This is a genomic window from Ruegeria sp. CDSC021 (assembly GCF_059610845.1).
This window is the reverse complement of sequence record NZ_JBXWOK010000007.1, coordinates 177,086-196,542: the sequence shown is the minus strand read 5'-3', so window position 1 is coordinate 196,542 and position 19,457 is coordinate 177,086. Positions and strand designations below refer to the sequence as shown.

Annotated in this window: 20 protein-coding genes and 1 tRNA gene; 15 read left to right on the top strand and 6 right to left on the bottom strand. The window is 57.3% G+C overall.

Annotation, left to right across the window (positions count from 1 at the left end):
• Window positions 1-218: 218 nt before the first annotated feature.
• Both msrQ and msrP read right to left on the bottom strand, forming a co-directional pair.
• Entirely contained in the window at window positions 219-842 is a 624-nt protein-coding gene (gene msrQ / locus AC2FGB_RS13015; RefSeq protein WP_271951856.1) for a protein-methionine-sulfoxide reductase heme-binding subunit MsrQ, read from the bottom strand.
• Between the two features lie 4 nt (window positions 843-846).
• Window positions 847-1,749, bottom strand: a complete 903-nt coding sequence (gene msrP, locus AC2FGB_RS13010) for a protein-methionine-sulfoxide reductase catalytic subunit MsrP (protein ID WP_496694129.1) — start codon at window positions 1,747-1,749, stop codon at window positions 847-849.
• Between the two features lie 255 nt (window positions 1,750-2,004).
• Between msrP and AC2FGB_RS13005 the strand changes: the two genes are divergently transcribed.
• The gene (locus AC2FGB_RS13005) at window positions 2,005-2,820 is read left to right on the top strand and encodes a cyclase family protein (RefSeq protein ID WP_496694128.1); all 816 of its coding nucleotides are present in this window, start codon (window positions 2,005-2,007) and stop codon (window positions 2,818-2,820) included.
• A gap of 46 nt (window positions 2,821-2,866) precedes the next feature.
• Complete coding sequence (locus AC2FGB_RS13000; protein WP_496694127.1) at window positions 2,867-3,490, top strand: class I SAM-dependent methyltransferase; 624 nt, start codon at window positions 2,867-2,869, stop codon at window positions 3,488-3,490.
• 53 nt (window positions 3,491-3,543) lie between these two features.
• Here AC2FGB_RS13000 and clpB read toward each other — a convergent pair whose 3' ends face one another.
• Together clpB and AC2FGB_RS12990 are read right to left on the bottom strand one after the other, a co-directional pair.
• Window positions 3,544-6,162 carry an ATP-dependent chaperone ClpB gene (gene clpB, locus AC2FGB_RS12995; RefSeq protein ID WP_142639513.1) on the bottom strand — a complete coding sequence of 873 codons (2,619 nt, stop codon included), beginning with the start codon at window positions 6,160-6,162 and terminating at the stop codon, window positions 3,544-3,546.
• Window positions 6,163-6,287: 125 nt separating this feature from the next.
• The gene (locus AC2FGB_RS12990) at window positions 6,288-6,620 is read right to left on the bottom strand and encodes a hypothetical protein (RefSeq protein ID WP_142639515.1); all 333 of its coding nucleotides are present in this window, start codon (window positions 6,618-6,620) and stop codon (window positions 6,288-6,290) included.
• Window positions 6,621-6,759: 139 nt separating this feature from the next.
• On the opposite strand from AC2FGB_RS12990, the gene pyrF reads away from it, so the two are divergent.
• Together pyrF and AC2FGB_RS12980 are read left to right on the top strand one after the other, a co-directional pair.
• On the top strand, window positions 6,760-7,464 hold the full coding sequence (gene pyrF, locus AC2FGB_RS12985; protein WP_142639517.1) for an orotidine-5'-phosphate decarboxylase: 705 nt from the start codon (window positions 6,760-6,762) through the stop codon (window positions 7,462-7,464).
• Window positions 7,465-7,823: 359 nt separating this feature from the next.
• Entirely contained in the window at window positions 7,824-9,077 is a 1,254-nt protein-coding gene (locus AC2FGB_RS12980) for a DNA polymerase IV (protein WP_496694126.1), read from the top strand.
• Between the two features lie 2 nt (window positions 9,078-9,079).
• Here AC2FGB_RS12980 and AC2FGB_RS12975 read toward each other — a convergent pair whose 3' ends face one another.
• Window positions 9,080-9,940: an N-formylglutamate amidohydrolase gene (locus AC2FGB_RS12975; protein ID WP_142639521.1), complete on the bottom strand. Its 861-nt coding sequence runs from the start codon at window positions 9,938-9,940 to the stop codon at window positions 9,080-9,082.
• A gap of 148 nt (window positions 9,941-10,088) precedes the next feature.
• Here AC2FGB_RS12975 and AC2FGB_RS12970 point away from each other — a divergent pair.
• The 8 genes from AC2FGB_RS12970 to AC2FGB_RS12935 all read left to right on the top strand — a co-directional run bounded on the left by AC2FGB_RS12970 (window position 10,089) and on the right by AC2FGB_RS12935 (window position 14,494).
• A tRNA-Val gene (locus AC2FGB_RS12970) sits at window positions 10,089-10,163 on the top strand.
• 90 nt (window positions 10,164-10,253) lie between these two features.
• Window positions 10,254-10,379 (top strand): type B 50S ribosomal protein L36, encoded by a 126-nt coding sequence (gene ykgO / locus AC2FGB_RS12965; protein ID WP_008562923.1) that lies wholly within the window; start codon window positions 10,254-10,256, stop codon window positions 10,377-10,379.
• A gap of 184 nt (window positions 10,380-10,563) precedes the next feature.
• Window positions 10,564-10,950 carry a hypothetical protein gene (locus tag AC2FGB_RS12960; protein ID WP_271951870.1) on the top strand — a complete coding sequence of 129 codons (387 nt, stop codon included), beginning with the start codon at window positions 10,564-10,566 and terminating at the stop codon, window positions 10,948-10,950.
• Window positions 10,940-11,461 (top strand): hypothetical protein, encoded by a 522-nt coding sequence (locus AC2FGB_RS12955; protein ID WP_142639525.1) that lies wholly within the window; start codon window positions 10,940-10,942, stop codon window positions 11,459-11,461. Before AC2FGB_RS12960 ends, AC2FGB_RS12955 begins: the two co-directional genes overlap by 11 nt.
• Window positions 11,462-11,481: 20 nt before the next feature.
• On the top strand, window positions 11,482-12,048 hold the full coding sequence (locus AC2FGB_RS12950) for a hypothetical protein (protein WP_271951874.1): 567 nt from the start codon (window positions 11,482-11,484) through the stop codon (window positions 12,046-12,048).
• Window positions 12,049-12,295: 247 nt separating this feature from the next.
• A complete protein-coding gene (locus tag AC2FGB_RS12945) occupies window positions 12,296-13,312 on the top strand; it encodes a Fe(3+) ABC transporter substrate-binding protein (RefSeq protein ID WP_496694125.1) in 1,017 nt (338 codons plus the stop codon).
• 112 nt (window positions 13,313-13,424) lie between these two features.
• Window positions 13,425-13,979, top strand: coding sequence for a helix-turn-helix domain-containing protein (locus tag AC2FGB_RS12940; RefSeq protein WP_271951877.1), 555 nt, complete (start codon window positions 13,425-13,427; stop codon window positions 13,977-13,979).
• Entirely contained in the window at window positions 13,976-14,494 is a 519-nt protein-coding gene (locus AC2FGB_RS12935; RefSeq protein ID WP_281973692.1) for a GNAT family N-acetyltransferase, read from the top strand. The genes AC2FGB_RS12940 and AC2FGB_RS12935 overlap by 4 nt, the downstream gene beginning before the upstream one ends.
• An 8-nt stretch (window positions 14,495-14,502) precedes the next feature.
• Here the strand turns inward: AC2FGB_RS12935 and xylB are convergent, their stop codons facing one another.
• A complete protein-coding gene (xylB, locus tag AC2FGB_RS12930) occupies window positions 14,503-15,939 on the bottom strand; it encodes a xylulokinase (protein WP_496689816.1) in 1,437 nt (478 codons plus the stop codon).
• Between the two features lie 113 nt (window positions 15,940-16,052).
• Between xylB and AC2FGB_RS12925 the strand changes: the two genes are divergently transcribed.
• The 3 genes from AC2FGB_RS12925 (at window position 16,053) to AC2FGB_RS12915 (ending at window position 19,446) form a co-directional block, all read left to right on the top strand.
• Window positions 16,053-17,078, top strand: a complete 1,026-nt coding sequence (locus AC2FGB_RS12925) for a LacI family DNA-binding transcriptional regulator (protein ID WP_271951883.1) — start codon at window positions 16,053-16,055, stop codon at window positions 17,076-17,078.
• A 92-nt stretch (window positions 17,079-17,170) separates the two neighbouring features.
• Complete coding sequence (locus tag AC2FGB_RS12920) at window positions 17,171-18,472, top strand: ABC transporter substrate-binding protein (protein ID WP_142639538.1); 1,302 nt, start codon at window positions 17,171-17,173, stop codon at window positions 18,470-18,472.
• 107 nt (window positions 18,473-18,579) lie between these two features.
• Window positions 18,580-19,446, top strand: coding sequence for a carbohydrate ABC transporter permease (locus AC2FGB_RS12915; RefSeq protein WP_142639539.1), 867 nt, complete (start codon window positions 18,580-18,582; stop codon window positions 19,444-19,446).
• Window positions 19,447-19,457 lie beyond the last annotated feature (11 nt).

The following is a 19,457-nucleotide window of genomic DNA, read 5'->3' as shown; positions in this document are numbered from 1 at the left end:
CAGTGTGTCACAAGCGCCTCAGCAGCGCCGGTGAAGGGGGTTCTAAGCATTACAAACATACACCGCAAGCAGAAAATTCCCGAAACTCTCGAAAATCTTCAAAACAATTATTTACTGAAATAAAACAAATGCTTACAAATAGAACCGCGCCCAAATACGGCGACCAACCGCCAAGATGCGTACGGAAAATTGTGTTTCGCACAGGCTTGCTGGCAGACTCAGGCCGAGTCGGGCGGAATCGCACCTCGGAATCGGCTCATCAGGGTCGAGATCGGTAGGCGCAAAGCAAGCAAAGCCAAAATCACGGACAAATAGATCAAGGGTTCGATCTGAAATCCTTTGGCCTGCATTACATAATGCACGCCCCCCAGAACTGCTGCCGGATAGACCAAACGCTGAAGCGCGCGCCAGCCCGGGCCAAGCTGCCGTACTGAAAAGTTGTTCGACGTCACGGCCAGTGGCAGCGTCAGAACAAATGCCGCCATACCCACAGTTATATAGGGGCGCTTCAGGATGTCCGCCCAGATCTGCCCGGGGGCCTGCACATCCAATACCAGCCAAACCAAAAGATGCAGACTGATATATATAAATGTCAAAACGCCCAGCGCCCGCCTGAACTTGATCAGGTTCACGCCGACAAACCTGCGCAGGGGCGATATAGCCAGAACAACAATCAAAAACTGCAATGCCAGTTTGCCGTACTTATGCTCAAGAGCCTCAATCGGGTCGGCACCCAAACCTCCGGTCAGCCCTTGATAGAACAGCCAGGGTGCCGGCAGGACCCCCAGCAAATAGACGGCCCAAACAGGGATCCGACGGAATATCTGGTTCAGCGCGCTCATACTCTCAATAATGCTTGGACAGATCCATGCCTTCGTAAAGCCCGGCGACCTCGTCCTCGTAGCCATTGAACATGAGCGTCGGGATGCGCTTGGCAAACAGCCCACCGCCGATTTGGCGCTCCGAGGCCTGCGACCAGCGCGGGTGATCCACATTGGGGTTCACGTTACTATAGAAACCATATTCGCGCGGACCGGCCATGTTCCAGCTTGTCGGCGGCTCAACATCTGACACCGTAATGCGAACGATCGACTTGATGGATTTGAACCCGTATTTCCACGGAACCACCAGACGCAACGGTGCGCCGTTCTGGTTCGGGATCGGCCGGTCATAAATACCAGTGGCCATCAGGGTCAGCGGGTGCATAGCTTCGTCCAGCCGCAGACCTTCACGGTACGGCCAGTCCAGAACCGGATACTGAACACCCGGCATTTCATCTGGACGATAAGCGGTTTCAAAGGCCACGTATTTGGCGCCTTCCTGAACACCGGCCATGTTCAGCAGATCGGCCAGTTCAAACCCGTTCCAAGGGATCACCATCGACCATGCCTCGACACAGCGAAACCGGTATATCCGTTCTTCGACGGTCATTTCGGACAGGATGTCCTTGAAATTGTAATCGCCGGGCTTGTCCACCAGACCGTCAATCTTGATGCTCCACGGCTCAGTAACAAGAGTATAGGCGTATTTTGCAGGATCTTCTTTCCGCGTACCAAACTCGTAATAATTGTTATAACCGGTGATCTCTTCCCAGGTATTCGGCTCCAGCGCCTCTTGCGCGGCTGCCCCCTGCGCCAGCCCTGCCAATCCGACACCCGCCATCCCGGCCATCATCTGGCGCCGGTTCAGAAACGCCGCCCGGGGGGTGACGTCGGCATGTGTCAATGTGTTGGTCCAGCGATGCGCCATCTAAGTCTCCGTCTTCATACATCCTCTGAGGTGAGGTAGTCCGCTGATAGCACAGAGCCAAGGAAACAGGCCTCACGATTGAGCGACCAGTTTGTAACGTATCAGGGGGGGTGAGGCTGTTGTCGCGGCACCACCTGTGGTCACCACCTTTACAACGCAGGCCTCAAAAATGCAGGCTGGGCCGCAGGTATTACCAACAAGGGAAAAGATGGACGACCCATCCAACGATTGAAATCCACCAGTGGGAGAAGAAGAATGTGTGACATCTGCGTTATGAATGCCGTCAAAGACAGGATGCTGTCGCGGCGAAATTTCTTCAAGGCCGCTGCGGCCACGGGCGTTGCGGCAGCAACCACCGGAGCGATTGCCCCGGCAGCGTTGGCGGCAGGTCATGGCGGGGTCGAGGACATGACCCATACGCTCAGCCCAGACTTCCCCACCTGGGGAGGGGAGCCGGGCATTTCCGCCGAACAGGCGTTCAACTTCGCGGATCACGGCTTTAACCTGTTCAATCTGTCGATCAACGAACATACCGGCACGCATATAGATGCGCCTCTGCATTTTTCCGCGGATGGTATGTCGGTCGATGAGATACCGGTGACTGATCTGGTTACACCGCTTTGTGTCGTCAATATCGCCGCCCGCGCGGCCGAAGACGCCGACACCCGCGTTACCCCGGATGATCTGAAGGCGTGGATTGCGGCCAACGGAGACATCCCCGACGGCGCTTGCGTAGCGATGCATTCCGGTTGGTCTGGCAAGACCGCCACGGACGGGTTCCGCAATTTCGACGGTGAGGCGCAGCACTATCCCGGGTTTCACGTCGAAGCGGCGCAGATGTTAATGGAAGACACCGGCGCGCGGTCGATAGCGGTGGATACCCTGTCGCTGGATCACGGCATGTCTGCTGATTTCGCCACCCACTATGCCTGGCTGCCCTCGGGCCGGTTTGGCATCGAATGCCTTGCGGGCCTGGATCGGGTTCCGGCCGCAGGGGCCACGCTGGTCATCGGCGCACCGAAACATGCTGGCGGCACCGGAGGTCCGGCACGGATATTCGCCTTGGTCTAAAGCCACGATGCACTAGTGATACAGCATACCTTCAAAGCACGGACCGATGTCCAAACCCATTGCCGAAATCACGCATCGCTACGATACAGCCGCGCCCCGGTGGCGGGACAAGATGCGCGCGCTTGGGTACTATGATGGCTACCTAGAATTCCTGACCTCGGGATTGCCTGTCGCTGACGAAGTGACACATGTGGTCGATATTGGGGCTGGCACTGCGTCCTTCGCCGAGGCCTGGGTAGCGGTCCACGGAAAACCGGCCAGGATAACCTTACTTGAACCCAGCGCGGGGATGATCAGGCAAGGCCAAAAGGCTCTGCGGGCGCGGGGGGTCGAACCAGAACTAGCCCAAGGGGTGCTAGGTAATGTCAATCTAGACCCCGTAGGCGTAGCTCTTGCGGCCCATGTGATTGAACATTGCGCAGATCCGTCCCAAGCCTTGCAAGACATTCACAGACTGCTGCGCCCGGGGGGTCGCCTGTTTTTGGTGGTATCAAAGCCACATTGGTGTAACGCCATCATCTGGTTGCAATGGCGACATAAAACGTTTCAGCGCGCGGAGATCTTAGAGCTGCTAGATGAAGCAGGTTTTGATTGCGAAACGGTCTATTCTTTCCCATCTGGCCCACCCTCTCGGACAAGCCGGGGGTTAGTCGCAAAAAAACGCGGGTAAATTCAAGAATGGACCCACCAGTCAAGCGGGTCCATTCAACAATCAGTTTAGGTTCAATGCACCACGGCATCATCCGGTCGTGGTCGCTCAGACGTGCCCAGCCGATCGCCTATGATCAGGCCCTCGGCCCCGGCGGTGACCGGAATAGACTCACCATCCTTGATCTCACCCGCCAGCAGCGCCTCGGCCAGCGGGTTCTGCAAGGCGCGTTGGATCACGCGTTTCAGCGGGCGAGCACCGAAGACCGGGTCATAGCCCTCGTTGGCCAGCCATTCCTTAGCCCCGTCGTCCAGAACCAGCTCGATCTTCCGCGCGGCCAGACGTTTTTGCAGGCGTGCCATTTGGATATCGACAATGCCATCCATATCACCCCGCTTGAGGCGGTCGAAGATGATCGTTTCGTCCAGACGGTTCAGGAATTCGGGCCGGAAATGCGCCCGGACCGCGTCCATCACATCCCGCCGTGCCTGTGCACTGTCGGCACCGTCGGGCAACTGGCTGAGCGCCTGAGAGCCGAGGTTCGAGGTCAGGATGATCAGCGTCTGCTTGAAGTCCACCGTACGGCCCTGACCATCGGTCAGCACACCATCATCCAGTACCTGCAACAGCACGTTGAACACATCCGGATGCGCCTTTTCGACCTCATCGAACAGCACAACCTGATAGGGCCTGCGCCGCACGGCTTCGGTCAGCACACCGCCTTCGTCATAGCCGACATAGCCCGGAGGCGCCCCGATCAGACGGGCAACCGCGTGTTTCTCCATGAACTCGGACATGTCGATGCGCACCATCGCGTTGTCGTCGTCGAACAGGAAGTTCGCCACCGCCTTGGTCAGCTCGGTTTTCCCCACGCCGGTTGGTCCGAGGAACAGGAACGAACCCAACGGACGGCCTTCGTCGTTCAAACCTGCACGAGCACGGCGCACAGCGTTGGACACGGCGGTCACCGCTGCATCCTGACCGATCACGCGTGAATGCAGATCGTCTTCCATCCGCAGCAGCTTTTCGCGCTCACCTTCCAGCATTTTCGAGGTCGGGATTCCCGTCCAGCGTTCGACAACGCTTGCGATCTGTTCGGGGCGCACCGTTTCTTCGGCCATCATCTGGCTGCTTTCGGCGTTTTCGGCTTCGGTCAGCTTCTTCTCAAGCTCGGGGATGACGCCATAGGACAGCTCACCCGCCTTGGCGAGGTTGCCTTCGCGCTTGGCGATTTCCAGATCGGCCCGTGCCTTGTCGAGCTGTTCCTTCAGATCGCGCGCACCAGCCAGCTTGTCACGTTCGGCTTGCCACTGGGCAGTCATCTCGGCAGATTGCTCCTGCAGATCGGCCAGATCCTTTTGCAAGGTTTCCAGACGATCCTTCGATGCCGCATCATCTTCGAGCTTCAGCGCCTGTTCCTCGATCTGCATCTGCAGAATCTGGCGATCCAGCTGATCGAGTTCTTCGGGCTTGCTGTCCACTTCCATCCGCAAGCGAGCCGACGCTTCATCGACAAGGTCGATAGCTTTATCGGGCAGGAAGCGATCAGTGATGTAGCGATGCGACAGGGTCGCTGCCGACACCAAAGCCGAGTCCGAGATACGCACACCATGGTGCAACTCGTACTTTTCCTTGATACCGCGCAGGATGCTGATCGTGTCCTCGACAGTCGGTTCCTGAACCACAACCGGCTGGAACCGGCGCGCCAAAGCCGCGTCTTTTTCCACGTATTTACGATACTCATCCAGCGTGGTGGCACCGATACAATGCAGCTCACCCCGGGCAAGCGCAGGCTTGATCAGGTTGGCAGCATCCATCGCGCCGTCGGATTTGCCCGCACCCACTAGCGTGTGCATCTCATCAATGAACAAGATGATTTCACCGGCGGCTTCGGTCACTTCGGTCAAAACCGCCTTGAGGCGTTCTTCGAACTCACCACGGTATTTCGCACCTGCGATCAGCGCACCCATGTCGAGCGCGAGCAGCTTTTTATCCTTTAGCGATTCCGGCACATCCCCATTGATGATGCGCAGGGCCATACCTTCGGCAATCGCGGTTTTACCCACGCCGGGCTCGCCGATTAGAACGGGGTTGTTCTTGGTGCGGCGCGACAGAACCTGCATCGAGCGGCGGATTTCCTCATCCCGCCCGATAATCGGGTCGATCTTGCCCTCAGCCGCCGCTTCGGTCAGGTCACGCGCGTATTTCTTGAGCGCATCATAGCCCTCTTCCGCCGATGCGGTGTCAGCAGTGCGGCCCTTGCGGATGTCATTGATGGCTTCGTTCAGTTTCTGCGCCGTCACCGCGCCATCTTCCAAAGCATCCTTGGCTTTGGATTTCACCATGCAAAGCGCCATCAGAATACGTTCAACCGGCACGAAACTATCGCCTGCCTTGGTGGCGATCTTTTCAGCTTCATCCAGAACTTTGGCGGTCTGACCATCCAGATAAACCTGGCCCGCATCGCCACTGACCTTGGGAATTTTGGCCATGGACGCATCCAGTGCGTTAACGACACGGCTGGGCGCTCCGCCTGCGCGGGTGATCAGATTGCTGGCCAGCCCCTGATCATCGTCCATCAAGGCTTTGAGTATATGTTCAGGGGTCAACCTCTGGTGCCCCTCGCGCATCGCAATCGTTTGCGCTGCCTGCACGAAACCTCGTGCCCGCTCGGTGAACTTGTTCAAGTCCATATTTTGCTCCTTCTCTAAGCGCCCGGTTTTGACGCGCCCGCCTGGCAGCGCGCGTCGGTCTGGGCCTCACATTCAATCTGGGAAATATCTTGCGCGGTTCAAGGGGTCTGCCAACAGAATCCAACCTACCGACGCGGCACAGAATAAACTGTATACCCCCCAGTTTTCGCCACAGAACGCGCACCGTACATATCGACAAGCGATTGCGCCGCATCGCTGCCTGTCGGGCAGGAAACCAGATCGGCGGCGTCATCCAGAAAATCCACGGTAAAGGCGGATTCCCCTGTAACCTGACAGTCATCATCCATCGAACGATAACCACCAATCAGCCGGAGGTTGTCGTTTGTCGGAGACCTCAGGACTGTATCAGCAGCCTCTTTTTCCAGCGCCATGTCCTGACACCCGGCCAGCATCAGCCCCGCGCAGATTGCGATAGTGGGTTTCGTAAACTGTCTCATTCCGAATTCCGTCCCAGTTGCACAACGCGATAATAGCACAGTTGGAAACCTCTGCCGTGATCTGAATCACGCAAGGCGCGCATGGACAGAAGCGCACGAAACCGTTAGGACGCAGACGTTTGCCAAAAAGGAGCCCCCAATGTCCGATGACCGCCTGATTGTAGCCCTTGATGTCCCCAACGCCCTGGACGGTCTGGCCTTGGCCGAGAGGTTGGGGGACAGTGTCTCATTCTACAAGATCGGTCTGGGAATGCTGACAGGGGGCGGGCTAGCCCTGGCGAACGAGTTAAAGCAGGATCAGGGCAAGCGCATCTTTCTGGACATGAAACTGTTCGACATCGGTAATACGGTGGAAAATGCGGTGCGCGGTCTGGCACAGTTCGATTTGGATTTCCTGACCGTACATGGTGACCCGCACGTGGTGCGGGCCGCCAAAGAGGGTGCGTCTGGCAAAGACCTCAAGATACTGGCCGTGACCATCCTGACCTCGTTGAACCGGGATGATCTGGATGCCAGCCTGCTGAAGTCGGGCGATGTCCGGGACCTGGTTGTCGAACGCGCAGCCAAAGCGTTGGAGGCGGGTGCCGATGGCGTCATCGCCAGCCCGCAAGAGGCCGCGCTGATCCGTGCTCTGCCCCAAGCCGAAAACCGCTTGATCGTGACACCCGGCGTTCGGCCCGCCGGTGCCGCTCTGGGAGATCAGAAACGGGTCGCAACCCCGGCAAATGCCATCGGTGATGGTGCCGATCACATCGTCGTCGGGCGCCCAATCTATCAGGCGCAAGACCCTAAAGCCGCCGCAGAGGCGGTGCTTGCAGAGTTAAATTCCTTATCCCGACACTAGGGCAATCCGGCTAAATCAGGCTAAATTTTCGCAAGAACAACCCGCAAACAGTTGACCTTAGGTCACTTTTCACCTGATCCGCGCCAAATCGTCCCTGTGCCCCAAAACACACATGCAAAACACGAGTTTCCACTGTGTGAACTGGGTTCTATCGAAAAATTCGATTTTGAGAGAATCTAAGTAGGTGATACTCCCCGCGGACCATCTCTTCCTGAGGTCCGTCACCTCCCCCCGCCACTTTGCGGGGGGCCTTCTTTTGGCAGATCTGGTTCCTACCCTCACTGTGCGGGTTTTGCCCGTGGCATGCGAATGATATAGTCACCGAACCTTACGGACCGCATGGAAGACGGGAAAAGAAAATGCCCGGCCTCTGCCGAGATTGCCTGACAGAACTGACCAAGGAACGCCGCTGCCCGGTCTGCGGCAGCCCGCGCGTCAAAACGCATCCTGAATTGTTTGACCTGTCCATCGCACATATGGATTGCGATGCCTTCTACGCCTCTGTCGAAAAACGGGACAATCCGGAGCTGGCCGACAAACCCGTCATTATCGGGGGCGGCAAGCGCGGTGTTGTTTCTACGGCTTGTTATGTAGCCCGGATTCGCGGCGTCCGTTCGGCAATGCCGATGTTCAAAGCGTTGCAACTATGCCCCGACGCTGTCGTGATCAAACCGCGCATGTCGGTCTATGCCGAGGCTTCGCGCCAAATCAGGTCGATGATGGACGAGCTGACGCCGATTGTTGAACCGCTGTCCCTGGACGAAGCGTTCATGGACCTATCCGGCACGCAACGTCTGCACGGCGCTCCACCCGCCGTCATGCTTGCACGATTGGTCAAGCGGATGAAGGCCGAGTTGGGGCTGACCGGGTCAATCGGGCTGTCACATAACAAGTTTCTGGCCAAGGTCGCATCCGATCTGGACAAGCCGCGCGGATTTTCGGTGATCGGCAAGGAAGAGACATCCGCGTTTCTGAACGACAAGCCAGTGCGCCTGATCTGGGGCATAGGCCCTGCGGCGCAGGAATCGCTGGACCGCGCAGGCATACGCTTGTTCTCGGACCTGTTGCGCTGGGACCAAGAGGATCTGACCGCGCGGTTTGGCTCCATGGGCTACCGGCTGTGGCATCTGGCCCGCGGTCAGGACAAGCGCCGGGTTTCGGCACATGAACCGATGAAGTCCATCAGCAACGAAACGACCTTTTTTGAGGATACGGCCAATGCCGACATTCTGGATGGGCACCTTTGGCGGATGGCGGAAAAAGTCTCGGATCGGGCCAAGGCCAAGGGGCTGGCCGGGCGGGTTGTGACGCTCAAACTGAAAAGAGCCAATCACAAACTCATTACGCGACGCGTTTCTCTTCGCGATGCCACACAGATTGCCGATCGGATCTATCGCACAGCACGGGCGCTGTTCGATCAGGTTGGTGATCAGGGCCCCTATCGGCTGTTGGGGTGTGGCCTGTCGGATCTGTGCCCCGAGGATCAGGCGGATATTTCAGGGGATCTGCTGGATCCGGATGCCTCGCGCAGGTCGCAGGCCGAACGCGCCACGGATGAGATTCGCCGCCGTTTTGGGACGGATGCCATCGTCAAAGGACGTGCCCTGCGCTGAGGTTATTCGGCTGCGAGCTGCAGCGGCTCAGGTCCGATCCGCGCAATATCCATGATGATTTCGCCCAGGGTCTCTTTGAAGGCAGCGAAATTGTCATTCGGCTCGATCCTGCTTTCATCCATATACAGGGATCTGTCGATCTCGATCTGTACAGCATGCTGGTGGCGGCTGGGGCGTCCATAGGTCTGGGTCACATAGGCCCCGGCAAACGGCGTATTTCGGGCCACACTCAGACCCGCCGAGACGAAAGCGGCCTCTATCTGTTCGACGACCTCTGGCGCTGCAGAGGCACCGAACCGATCCCCCAGCACGATCTCGGGACGTCTGGAATTGACTGTTGACGCAAGGGCCACGGCTTCGTGCGGCATCGAATGACAGTCGATCAGAATCGCCTGCCCGAATTCCTGATGCGACTCTGCCAACAACGATTTGATCCGGGCATGATAGGGACGCCAACAGGTATCGATTCGCAGACGCGCCTCATCCATGGTCAGCTTACCGCGATAGATTTCTCGACCATTGGCGACCACACGCGGAATCACCCCCAGCCCGGACGCTACCCGCGGGTTATGGCCTTGGCGGCGCGCGCCCTGAATAAGGGCTGGATCCAGCTCTTCTGCGCTGCGGTTCAGATCGACATAGGCGCGTGGCATCATCGCCGAAATCAGTGGCGCACCATGGTCCGCCGCTGATGAAAACAACTGATCCACAAAAGCATCCTCGGAAGATCGAATCACATCTTGGCTGAGAATCGATCGCTTCATCAGCCCATTTGGATAGTTTCGACCGCTATGCGGAGAGGAAAAAACCACACAGGACGTGCGCTTGGCAGGCATATCCAGTAGGTAAGCAGCGTTTTGCATGGCGACTCCTTGTTCGCACCAAACATAGACCGGAAAATAGTTCTACCAAACCCCTTGAACCCTTTTGCGACTCCTTTTATAGACCCCGCTACCGGCGCGGGGTTCCGCGCCCCATTTCGTTATGGGGTTGGCCACGCGACGGTTTCATGGGCGGTTAGCTCAGCGGTAGAGCACTTCGTTGACATCGAAGGGGTCACAAGTTCGATCCTTGTACCGCCCACCATGAACTCACTGCTTCGGATTTCCGGGGCACCCGCAAACCCAGGCGCTGGCCACGTCCTTGATGAAGGCGCCGCAGATTGGAGACAGACCCATGAAGGTCAAGAACTCGCTCCGCTCGCTCAAGAACCGGCACCGTGATTGCCGGGTTGTGCGTCGCAAAGGCCGCGTCTACGTGATCAACAAGACGCAGCGTCGGTTCAAAGCTCGTCAGGGCTAAGAACTGCACATACTGAATTCAAAGAACCGCGCCTTCGGGTGCGGTTTTTTTGTCCGGCATTTCAACCAGATATAATGCGGACGGAACTGCAGGAATTCGCTCAGAAAGTTCGGTTCTAAGATTCAACGTTGTGATAGGGCGATCTCGTGCTACGCTTTCCGTGATTTTATGACGGGAGGTCGGATTGGCCAACGATGATCTGGACAAGATATTCGGAACAACTCTGACCGACATGGTAGCCGATATAGGCCGCAGTGTGGCCCAGGCGGCCGAACAGCTTAGCATTGATCAGCTGAAAGCGCTGAAGAACTACCCCCAGGAACTGCGCGATCTTGGCATCCCGCCGGTCTTTTATCACATGCAGGATGTCGATGTGGAACTGAAGGTCGTCATGGAGATGAGCAGTTCCACCGAAGAAGGCCAACGCAGCAGGATTGGCACCTTTATTTTTGGCCCGAAGCTGACTCAGACAGACACGCTCGATTCCAAAAGCGCGTCCACGATGCGAATGCGTTTCGCGCCCGGTCCCGTAGATGAGAGCAGATCTTTGGATGGCAATGATGGCAACTAAGAAAGTCAAAGCCCCCAAAAGAGCGCCCATAGATGTCCGCGTCACCGAGATGCCCGAGGCATTCACCACTCTGCTTCAGTCACTTGAAAACCGCATGACGGCAATGGAGGCGCGCGAAGTCGCGCTGCTCGAGACGATCAACGACCTCCAAGAACGGATCGACGATCTGGAAGAAGGCAGCGGCGGCATGTTGATGGGCGCGGGTAACCCGGTGATGAACCCGATGGCCGAGGGCCGCGCGGCAATGGGAGCGGACGATCCTGACACACAGGTCGTCAACGCGCAGGAATTCTCGCAAGCCCTGGGTGAACAGATCCTCGCCGGGTCTGATGGGAGCAGTGATTTCACCATCGACAACGTCAAAGTCGAAGCGGTTGTTGGGTTGGGTCAGGACGGCACCAAAGCCCAAATCGCGACGAATGCCCGAAAACAGGCGATCAGCCAGAACGCTTCCAAGGTCACTTTTTCCGTCAGGAGGCGGACCGCCACGCAAATTATTGAGAAAGACTGAATTAACAGAGGAGATTGGAAATGAGTATCGGGCAGGAACTGCTAAACGTCCCGTTTGCGGAAATGGTTCAAAAGCTTGCGCTTTCCGTTGCCGAGTCGCAGACCGAGTTGGATCGACATTCTACAGATGTCGCCAAATATATGGCCGATCAGAAGATCCAGCTTCCGGACCTGTCCAATCCCAATGGCCCCCCCAAAGAATTCAGTTTGGTTTCCATGGGCTTTCTACCCGCATTCTACGCGGTGCAAGAAGCCGAAATTGAGGTCAAAATGGCGATCTCAATGACTAAGCAAACCGAAAAAGCGGGCAGCGCTTCGGTCAAAGGTGGTTGGGGCCCTGTCGCAGCGCAGGTCAATGCCAGCTATTCCTCGCGCTATGCTTACAGCCAAGAAGGCGCAAGCAGGCTGACCATCAAACTGGCCCCGGCCGATCCGCCGGTCCTGCTGCAGAAATACATGGAAGCTGTCACACAGGTCATGCTGAAAAAAGAACCGGTGTTGACCGACGACCCGGACCCTGAGCCGGCCCCCGCACCTGTCCCGGACCCGTCTCCACCTGAACCTGAAAAAAGACAGAGAAAGCGCTAAGCAGCGTCTCTCGATCTTTCAGTTTTTAAATCAACACGACTAGGCCAGCCATGACGGCGTAGCCAGGATGGGCTTTGCCGACCCTAAGGCCCCGCTGTGCTGCACCACTTGGTCGGAGCCAGCGACATGTTGGCGGTGATTTGACCAACTAATTTTGTCGGAATTTCTTGCATCCCCCTGAGAATCGTTTAATTGACCATTTCAGTCGGGTTATTACCCGCGCCGATTTTCAATGTTGGGACACATGATGCTGAAATCCTCTACCTGCGTTGCCGCCGCCCTGACGGCCCTGATCGCGACCTCTGCCGCTGCCGAGGGCGAACTGAACCTTTATTCTTCGCGCCACTACGACACTGACGAACGCCTCTATTCCGATTTCGAAGAGGCCACCGGTATCACCATCAACCGCATCGAAGGCAAAGCGGACGAGCTGATTGCTCGGATGGAGGCCGAGGGCGCGAACTCACCCGCAGATATCTTGCTGACCGTTGATACCTCGCGTCTGGCGCGCGCCAAGAACGCAGGTATCCTGCAGCCGGTCGAAAGCGCGGTTCTGGAAGAACGTATTCCCGCCAACCTGCAGGACGAAGACAACCAGTGGTACGGCTTTTCGCAGCGCGCGCGGATCATCTTCTTTGACAAGGCCGATGTGACCAACCCGCCCGCGTCTTATCTGGATCTGGCCAAGCCCGAATACAAAGGTCTGGTCTGCATCCGGTCGTCCAGCAACACCTATAACCAGACCCTGCTGGCCTCGATCATCACAAACCACGGCGCGGAAACCGCCAAGACCTGGGCCGAAGGCATGGTCGCGAACATGGCGCGCGAACCGCAAGGCGGCGACACTGACCAGCTGCGCGGCATTGTTTCGGGTGAATGCGAGATCGCCGTTTCGAACTCCTATTACTTTGCCCGTGCAATGCGTAAAGACGTCAAAGGCCTGAGCGCTGAGATTGACATGATCGGCGTCCAGTTCCCGGCACAAGACGCCGAAGGCGCACATATGAACTTGTCCGGTGCTGGCGTTGCCGCAAATGCCCCGAACAAGGACAACGCGATCAAGTTTCTGGAATACCTCGCCAGCGATCAGGCACAGGTTTATTTCTCGAATGGCAATGACGAATTCCCGGCGGTCGAAGGCGTCGCCCTTGCGGATAACGTGGCAGCGCTGGGTGAGTTCAAAGCCGACGAGATCAACCTGTCCGAGGTTGCCAAGAACATCCCCGAGGCACAGAAGATCTTTAACGAGGCCGGCTGGAAGTAATCTTTCATTCTATCGAGCAGAAGGGCGCAGTTTTCTGCGCCCTTTTTCTATTGTGAAGTTATGTTTTCTGGTCAATAATCTCATATACGGAAATGTTTCCCATATACGAGCTATGCCTGATACCCTATCCGACCGCCTTGCAAACCACCTGAATCATCTTCGCCAAACGCGGAGATGGTCGCTGGATCAGTTGGCGGAACACAGCGGTGTCAGCCGAGCCACCCTGTCGCGTATGGAAAAGGGGGATGTCAGCCCCACCGCGGAAACTCTGGGCCGGTTATGTGCCGCCTATGGGCTGCCGATGTCGCGCCTATTGATGATGGTCGAGGACAGTTTCGCCCCGCGCGTTCCCTTCGAAAATCAACCCGAATGGCGCGACCCCGAAACCGGCTTTACCCGCCGGTCCGTCTCCCCTCCGGCCGCGGGCCTGAGCGGAGAGGTCATGGAAGGCCATCTGCCCCCTGGCGTTGTGATCACCTATGACACGCCGCCAAAACACGGGCAGGAGCATCACCTGATCATGCTGGACGGTGGCCTGACCCTGACCGTGGATGGAACCGCGCATCATCTGACCAGCGGGGATTGCCTGCGCTATCACCTGTCTGGCCCGACACGTTTCGAAACCCACGCCGAGCGCGGTGCGCGGTATTTGATGGTGCTGATATGATATCGCGACTGACAGCCAATGACCTGAACAACGCTCTGGATGACCTGACAGAGATACTGCACGCCTGCGTGCATGACGGGGCGAGTATCGGGTTCATTCAGCCATTTCCGTCGGACGACGCGCAGCGCTATTGGCAGTCCCATGTCTGGCCAAACATCCAGACCGGCGCGGCCGAGATATTCGTCTATCGTGATGGCGAACGGATTGTCGGCACCGCACAGCTGGTGCCTGCCGCGATGCCCAACCAAGCGCATCGCGCCGACGTATCCAAGCTGCTTGTTCATCCCCGCGCGCGACGGCGGGGCATTGGGCGGGCGCTTATGGCGGCGGTTGAGGCGCGGGCACGCGAACTGGGGCGGTCCCTTTTGGTGCTGGACACGCGCAGCACGGACCCGTCGCTCCTCCTCTATCAAAGCCTTGGGTTTGAAATTGCCGGAGAGATTCCGAACTACTGCCGCAGCCCGGAAAATGATCGGCTGGAACCAACAACCTTCATGTTCAAAGACCTTAGCTGAGAGGGCGATCAGTCCACGGTGCTAACGGCAGTATAAAGCCGCCGAAACCGCCCCAGGCGTTCAAATAACGCATACATTTCAACAGGCTCGAACCTGTCCGTCGTCGCAGGTTGCTCGGCCAGATCAGCTATGGTCAGCGCACCGTCAGCACAGGCCGCCAGCCGGGCGGCACCATAGGCCGGGCCGGATTCCGCCCCCACTGATCGCACTATGGGCTTCTCGGTTACGGCTGAAATCAGACCCAGCAACAGATCAGATCGACTGCCCCCGCCAATCGCTGCAAGCTCTGGCAAACTGCCAATGGTGTCGCCAAAACTCTGTGCCGCATCAGCAAAACAAAAGGCAATTGCCTCGACCACCGAGCGGCAGATCTCGGCACGCGTTGTGGCGTCCTCAAGGCCAAAGAAACAGGCTCGGATATGCGGGTCCCCCAGGGGGCTGCGCTCACCTGTCAGGTAGGGCAGAAATATGGGCACGCGATCACCACTGACGGTTTCTGCAAGCCCGACAATCTCTGCAGCAGACAGCCCCAGCTGATCACCAATCCACGAAATGGGCCTTGCCCCGTTCAGCATCGCCGCCATTTGATACCAGCGGTCGGGCAATGTATGCGCAAACGCATGGACATAGCGTTCGGGGTTGGGCTTGTATTTACGATCCGCAACAAACAACTGACCGGATGTCCCCAACGAGATAAACCCACGTCCAGGTTCGGTTGCGCCCAATGACACCGCACCGGTTGCCGCATCCCCTCCCCCGGCCACGACAGGCACGCCGGAGTTCAATCCGGTCTCAGCTGCAGCCCGAACTGTTACCGTGCCAACGACATTGTGGCCGTCGAACATCTGCGGCAGCCAGTCAACAGCGACATCCGTGGCTTCCGCCATTCCGGTATGCCAGCGGCGTGAAGCCTGATCGAGCCACATTGTTCCTGCGGCATCGGAAGTATCGGTTGCCAGCTCTCCATGCAGACGCAGGCCGATATAATCCTTGGGCAGCAGGATATGGGAGAGTCGGGCATAATTGTGCGGTTCATGCCGTTTCAGCCAGGCAATCTTGGGGGCCGTAAAGCCGGGCAAAGGCAGGACGCCTGCGATGTGACCAACCTGTGGCTGTGCCGCGCGAATGTCGTCGCATTCGCGGACCGCGCGGCTGTCATTCCACAGAATTGCCGGACGGATGGGGCATTGGTCGCGGTCCAACAGCACGGCCCCGTGCATCTGCCCCGACAATCCGACTGCTTTCACATCCGACAGGGAGATTTCGCCAGCAAGCAGGCCCAACGCATCGCGGGTCGCCTGCCACCAAATCTCCGGGTTCTGCTCGGACCAGCCGGGCTGTGGCGACGACGTCCCGATCCCCACGGAAGAGGTCGCAAGAATTCGCCCCGCATCCGCGCAGACCAGCTTGACCGCTGAGGTTCCGATGTCGATCCCGAGATACATTTACACCCCTTGCCCTGTATAATTCTGGTGTCACCGGCCAGGCTATTGATTTTTTTGCGCGCGCAAAGAATATGTAAAACTATGATAAGATCAAGGCGGACGAACAGACTGGCATGACGAAGATCAGGAACATGGAAGAGTTTGCGGCCCTCAGCGGCATCTCTCGGCCTACCGTATCGAAGTATTTTCAGGATCCGGACAGCGTTCGACCCACAACACGGCTCCGCATCGAAGAGGCGCTTGAGCGCTTCGACTATCGCCCCAACATCTATGCGGTGAACCAGAACCGAAAGCTGACCAAGAATATCGGCATCGTGGTTCCCTATCTTGCCGATCCGTTCTTTGCCGAAATCGCGCGCTATCTGGAACAAAGCTGTATTGCTGCGGGGTATCGCCCGTCGCTGTTCAGCTCGCATGGTGATCCCAAGCTGGAAATCGAAATTCTCGACGGCCTGAAATCCATGAAGCCTGCTGGAGTGCTGCTGGCGCCCTTGGGGCGCACCTCGGATCGGTCAGCGATCGAGAAGTTTTGCGCCAATGTGCCGACCGTCCTGTTTGACAGTAATCTCGAAGGCCTGGGCGCGGCCTTTATCGGGTCGGACAATTTCAGTTTCGTCTCACAAACCGTCGAATACATGACCCGCACCGGCGAACCGCCGTCATTTTTTGAGATGCGAACGCCAGCGAACCCCAATGCTAATAAGCGGCGCCACGCCTATATTGAAGTGATGGAACAGCTCGGCTTTGAACCACATGTCATTAGTATCGACGGCCAGGGTTGGGCATTTGAAGAGATTGGCAAACATGGAGCCGCCGGAGTTCTGGAGCGGCAAGAGCTGAAAACGGATTCGGTTTTATGCAGCAACGACCGCCTGGCAATCGGGTTTCTTTCGGCATGTTACGAACAAGGGATTCGGGTCGGTCGCAAGAAAGACTGCGCGTTGCGGGTCGCTTCAAACGATGACCATCCCTTCTCAAGGTTTACCTGCCCGTCTTTGACAACGGCCGCCCATGACTACGACAATGTAGCGGGGCGCAGCGTCGAAACTCTCTTTGAACTCATTGAAAATGGAGGGAAATTTAACGAGAGGACGGAAACACTGTTTCCTGCACGACTTGTTTTGAGAGACTCCGCATGATCAAAAATTAACGCGCGTAAAGTTTTTATTGACGCCGCGACAATTTTCCCCTTACCCTGTCCAAACAACATCCAAGCTCAGGGAGGACAGGGATGTATCTCAAGAACGCACTTCGTGCGGCGACAGCAATGACTTTCGTCGCCACGGCAGCAGCCCAAGCGGATACCTTAACAATAGCGACCGTGAACAACGGCGACATGATCCGGATGCAGGGCTATACCGATAAATTCACCGAAGCGACCGGCATCGATGTCGAGTGGGTTACGTTGGAAGAAAACGTGCTGCGCCAGCGCGTGACAACGGATATCACCACCAAAGGTGGCCAATTCGACATCATGACCATCGGTATGTACGAGACGCCGATCTGGGGCGCGAACGGCTGGTTGGTTCCCCTAGACGGGCTGTCGGATGAATACGACGTAGGTGACATCCTGCCCGCCATGTCAGGCGGCCTTAGCCATGATGGAACGCTCTACGCGGCTCCGTTCTACGGCGAAAGCTCGATGATCATGTATCGCACTGACCTGATGGAAAAAGCGGGTATGGAAATGCCGGATGCTCCGACTTGGGAGTTCATCCGCGAAGCGGCTGCTGCGATGACCGATCGCGACGCTGATATCAACGGTATCTGCCTGCGCGGCAAGGCTGGTTGGGGCGAAGGCGGTGCTTTCATCACAGCGATGTCCAATTCCTTTGGTGCGCGCTGGTTTGATGAAGATTGGAAGCCGCAGTTCGATCAGCCTGAATGGGCTGACACGTTGAACTTCTACGTAGGTATGATGAACGAGTCCGGCCCCGCAGGTTACGCCACTAACGGATTTAACGAAAACCTGTCGTTGTTCCAGCAGGGCAAATGCGGCATGTGGATCGACGCAACGGTTGCGGCCTCTTTCGTGACCAACCCGACAGACTCGACAGTCGCGGATAGCGTCAGCTTTGCACTTGCACCCGACACGGGGCTTGGCAAGCGCTCGAATTGGTTGTGGGCGTGGGCTCTGGCAATTCCGGCTGGTACGGAACAGGCAGACTCGGCCAAACAGTTCATCGAGTGGGCAACATCCAAAGACTACATCGAACTCGTAGCCGAAAACGAAGGCTGGGCCAACGTGCCTCCGGGTGCACGTACGTCGCTGTACGAAAATCCGGACTATCAGGCGGTTCCGTTCGCCAAGATGACATTGGACTCGATCCTGTCGGCTGATCCGAACAATCCAACTGTAAAGCCAGTGCCTTACGTTGGTATTCAGTTTGCAGCGATCCCGGAATTCGCAGGTATCGCCACGCAGGTGAGCCAGGAGTTCTCAGCAGTTTATGCCGGGCAGCAAACGGTAGAAGAAGCTCTTGCCAAAGCGCAAGCCTTCACTGCCGAAGAAATGGAAGCCGCAGGCTACTAAGGCCTCCTTCCCAGCGGGTGGACAGAGGTCTGTCCCCCGCTTCACCCTTCCACAACTCGCGTTTTTCTCGCAGGCTGAGCTATGCCTGAACAGAGAGGTTTTGCGTCATGGCTACTCAACATTCCCGATCAGTTGCACGCCTGATGATGGCACCTGCAGTGATCCTGCTTCTTGGCTGGATGCTCGTGCCTCTGACGATGACGCTGTATTTTTCCTTCAAGAAATACCTGCCCCTGCGCGGCGGTGATCTGGGATGGGTCGGCTTGGACAACTACGTCCGGTTCGTCTCCTCCAGTTCCTTCTGGCCCGCGGTTCAGGCCACGCTGATGATCGTCGGCGGCGTGCTTGCCATCACGGTTGTTCTGGGCATCCTTCTGGCAATGCTGCTGGATCAGCCGATGTGGGGCCAAGGCGTTGTCCGCATCCTAGTGATCGCACCGTTCTTTGTGATGCCGACCGTTTCCGCATTGGTCTGGAAAAACATGTTCATGGACCCGGTCAACGGGTTGCTGGCTCATCTGTGGCGCTTTTTCGGGGCTGAGCCAGTTTCCTGGCTATCCGAGGCGTCGATGACGTCAATCATCATGATCGTATCGTGGCAATGGCTGCCGTTTGCGACGCTGATCCTGCTGACTGCGATCCAGTCGCTGGACAGTGAACAGTTGGAGGCCGCGGAAATGGACGGCGCGCCGCCGCTCAAGCGCTTTTACCATATCATCCTGCCGCATCTAAGCCGCGCGATCACCATTGTGATCCTGATCCAGACGATTTTCCTGTTGTCGATCTTCGCCGAAATCTTCGTGACCACCGGCGGCGCCTTCGGCACCCGTACACTCACCTACCTGATCTTCCAGCGCGTGCTAGAGGGCCAGAACGTCGGCCTTGGATCAGCCGGAGGTGTCTATGCAATCATCCTTGCCAATATCGTTGCGATCTTCCTGATGCGCATCGTCGGCAAGAACCTGGACGCGTGAGGAGGTAACGA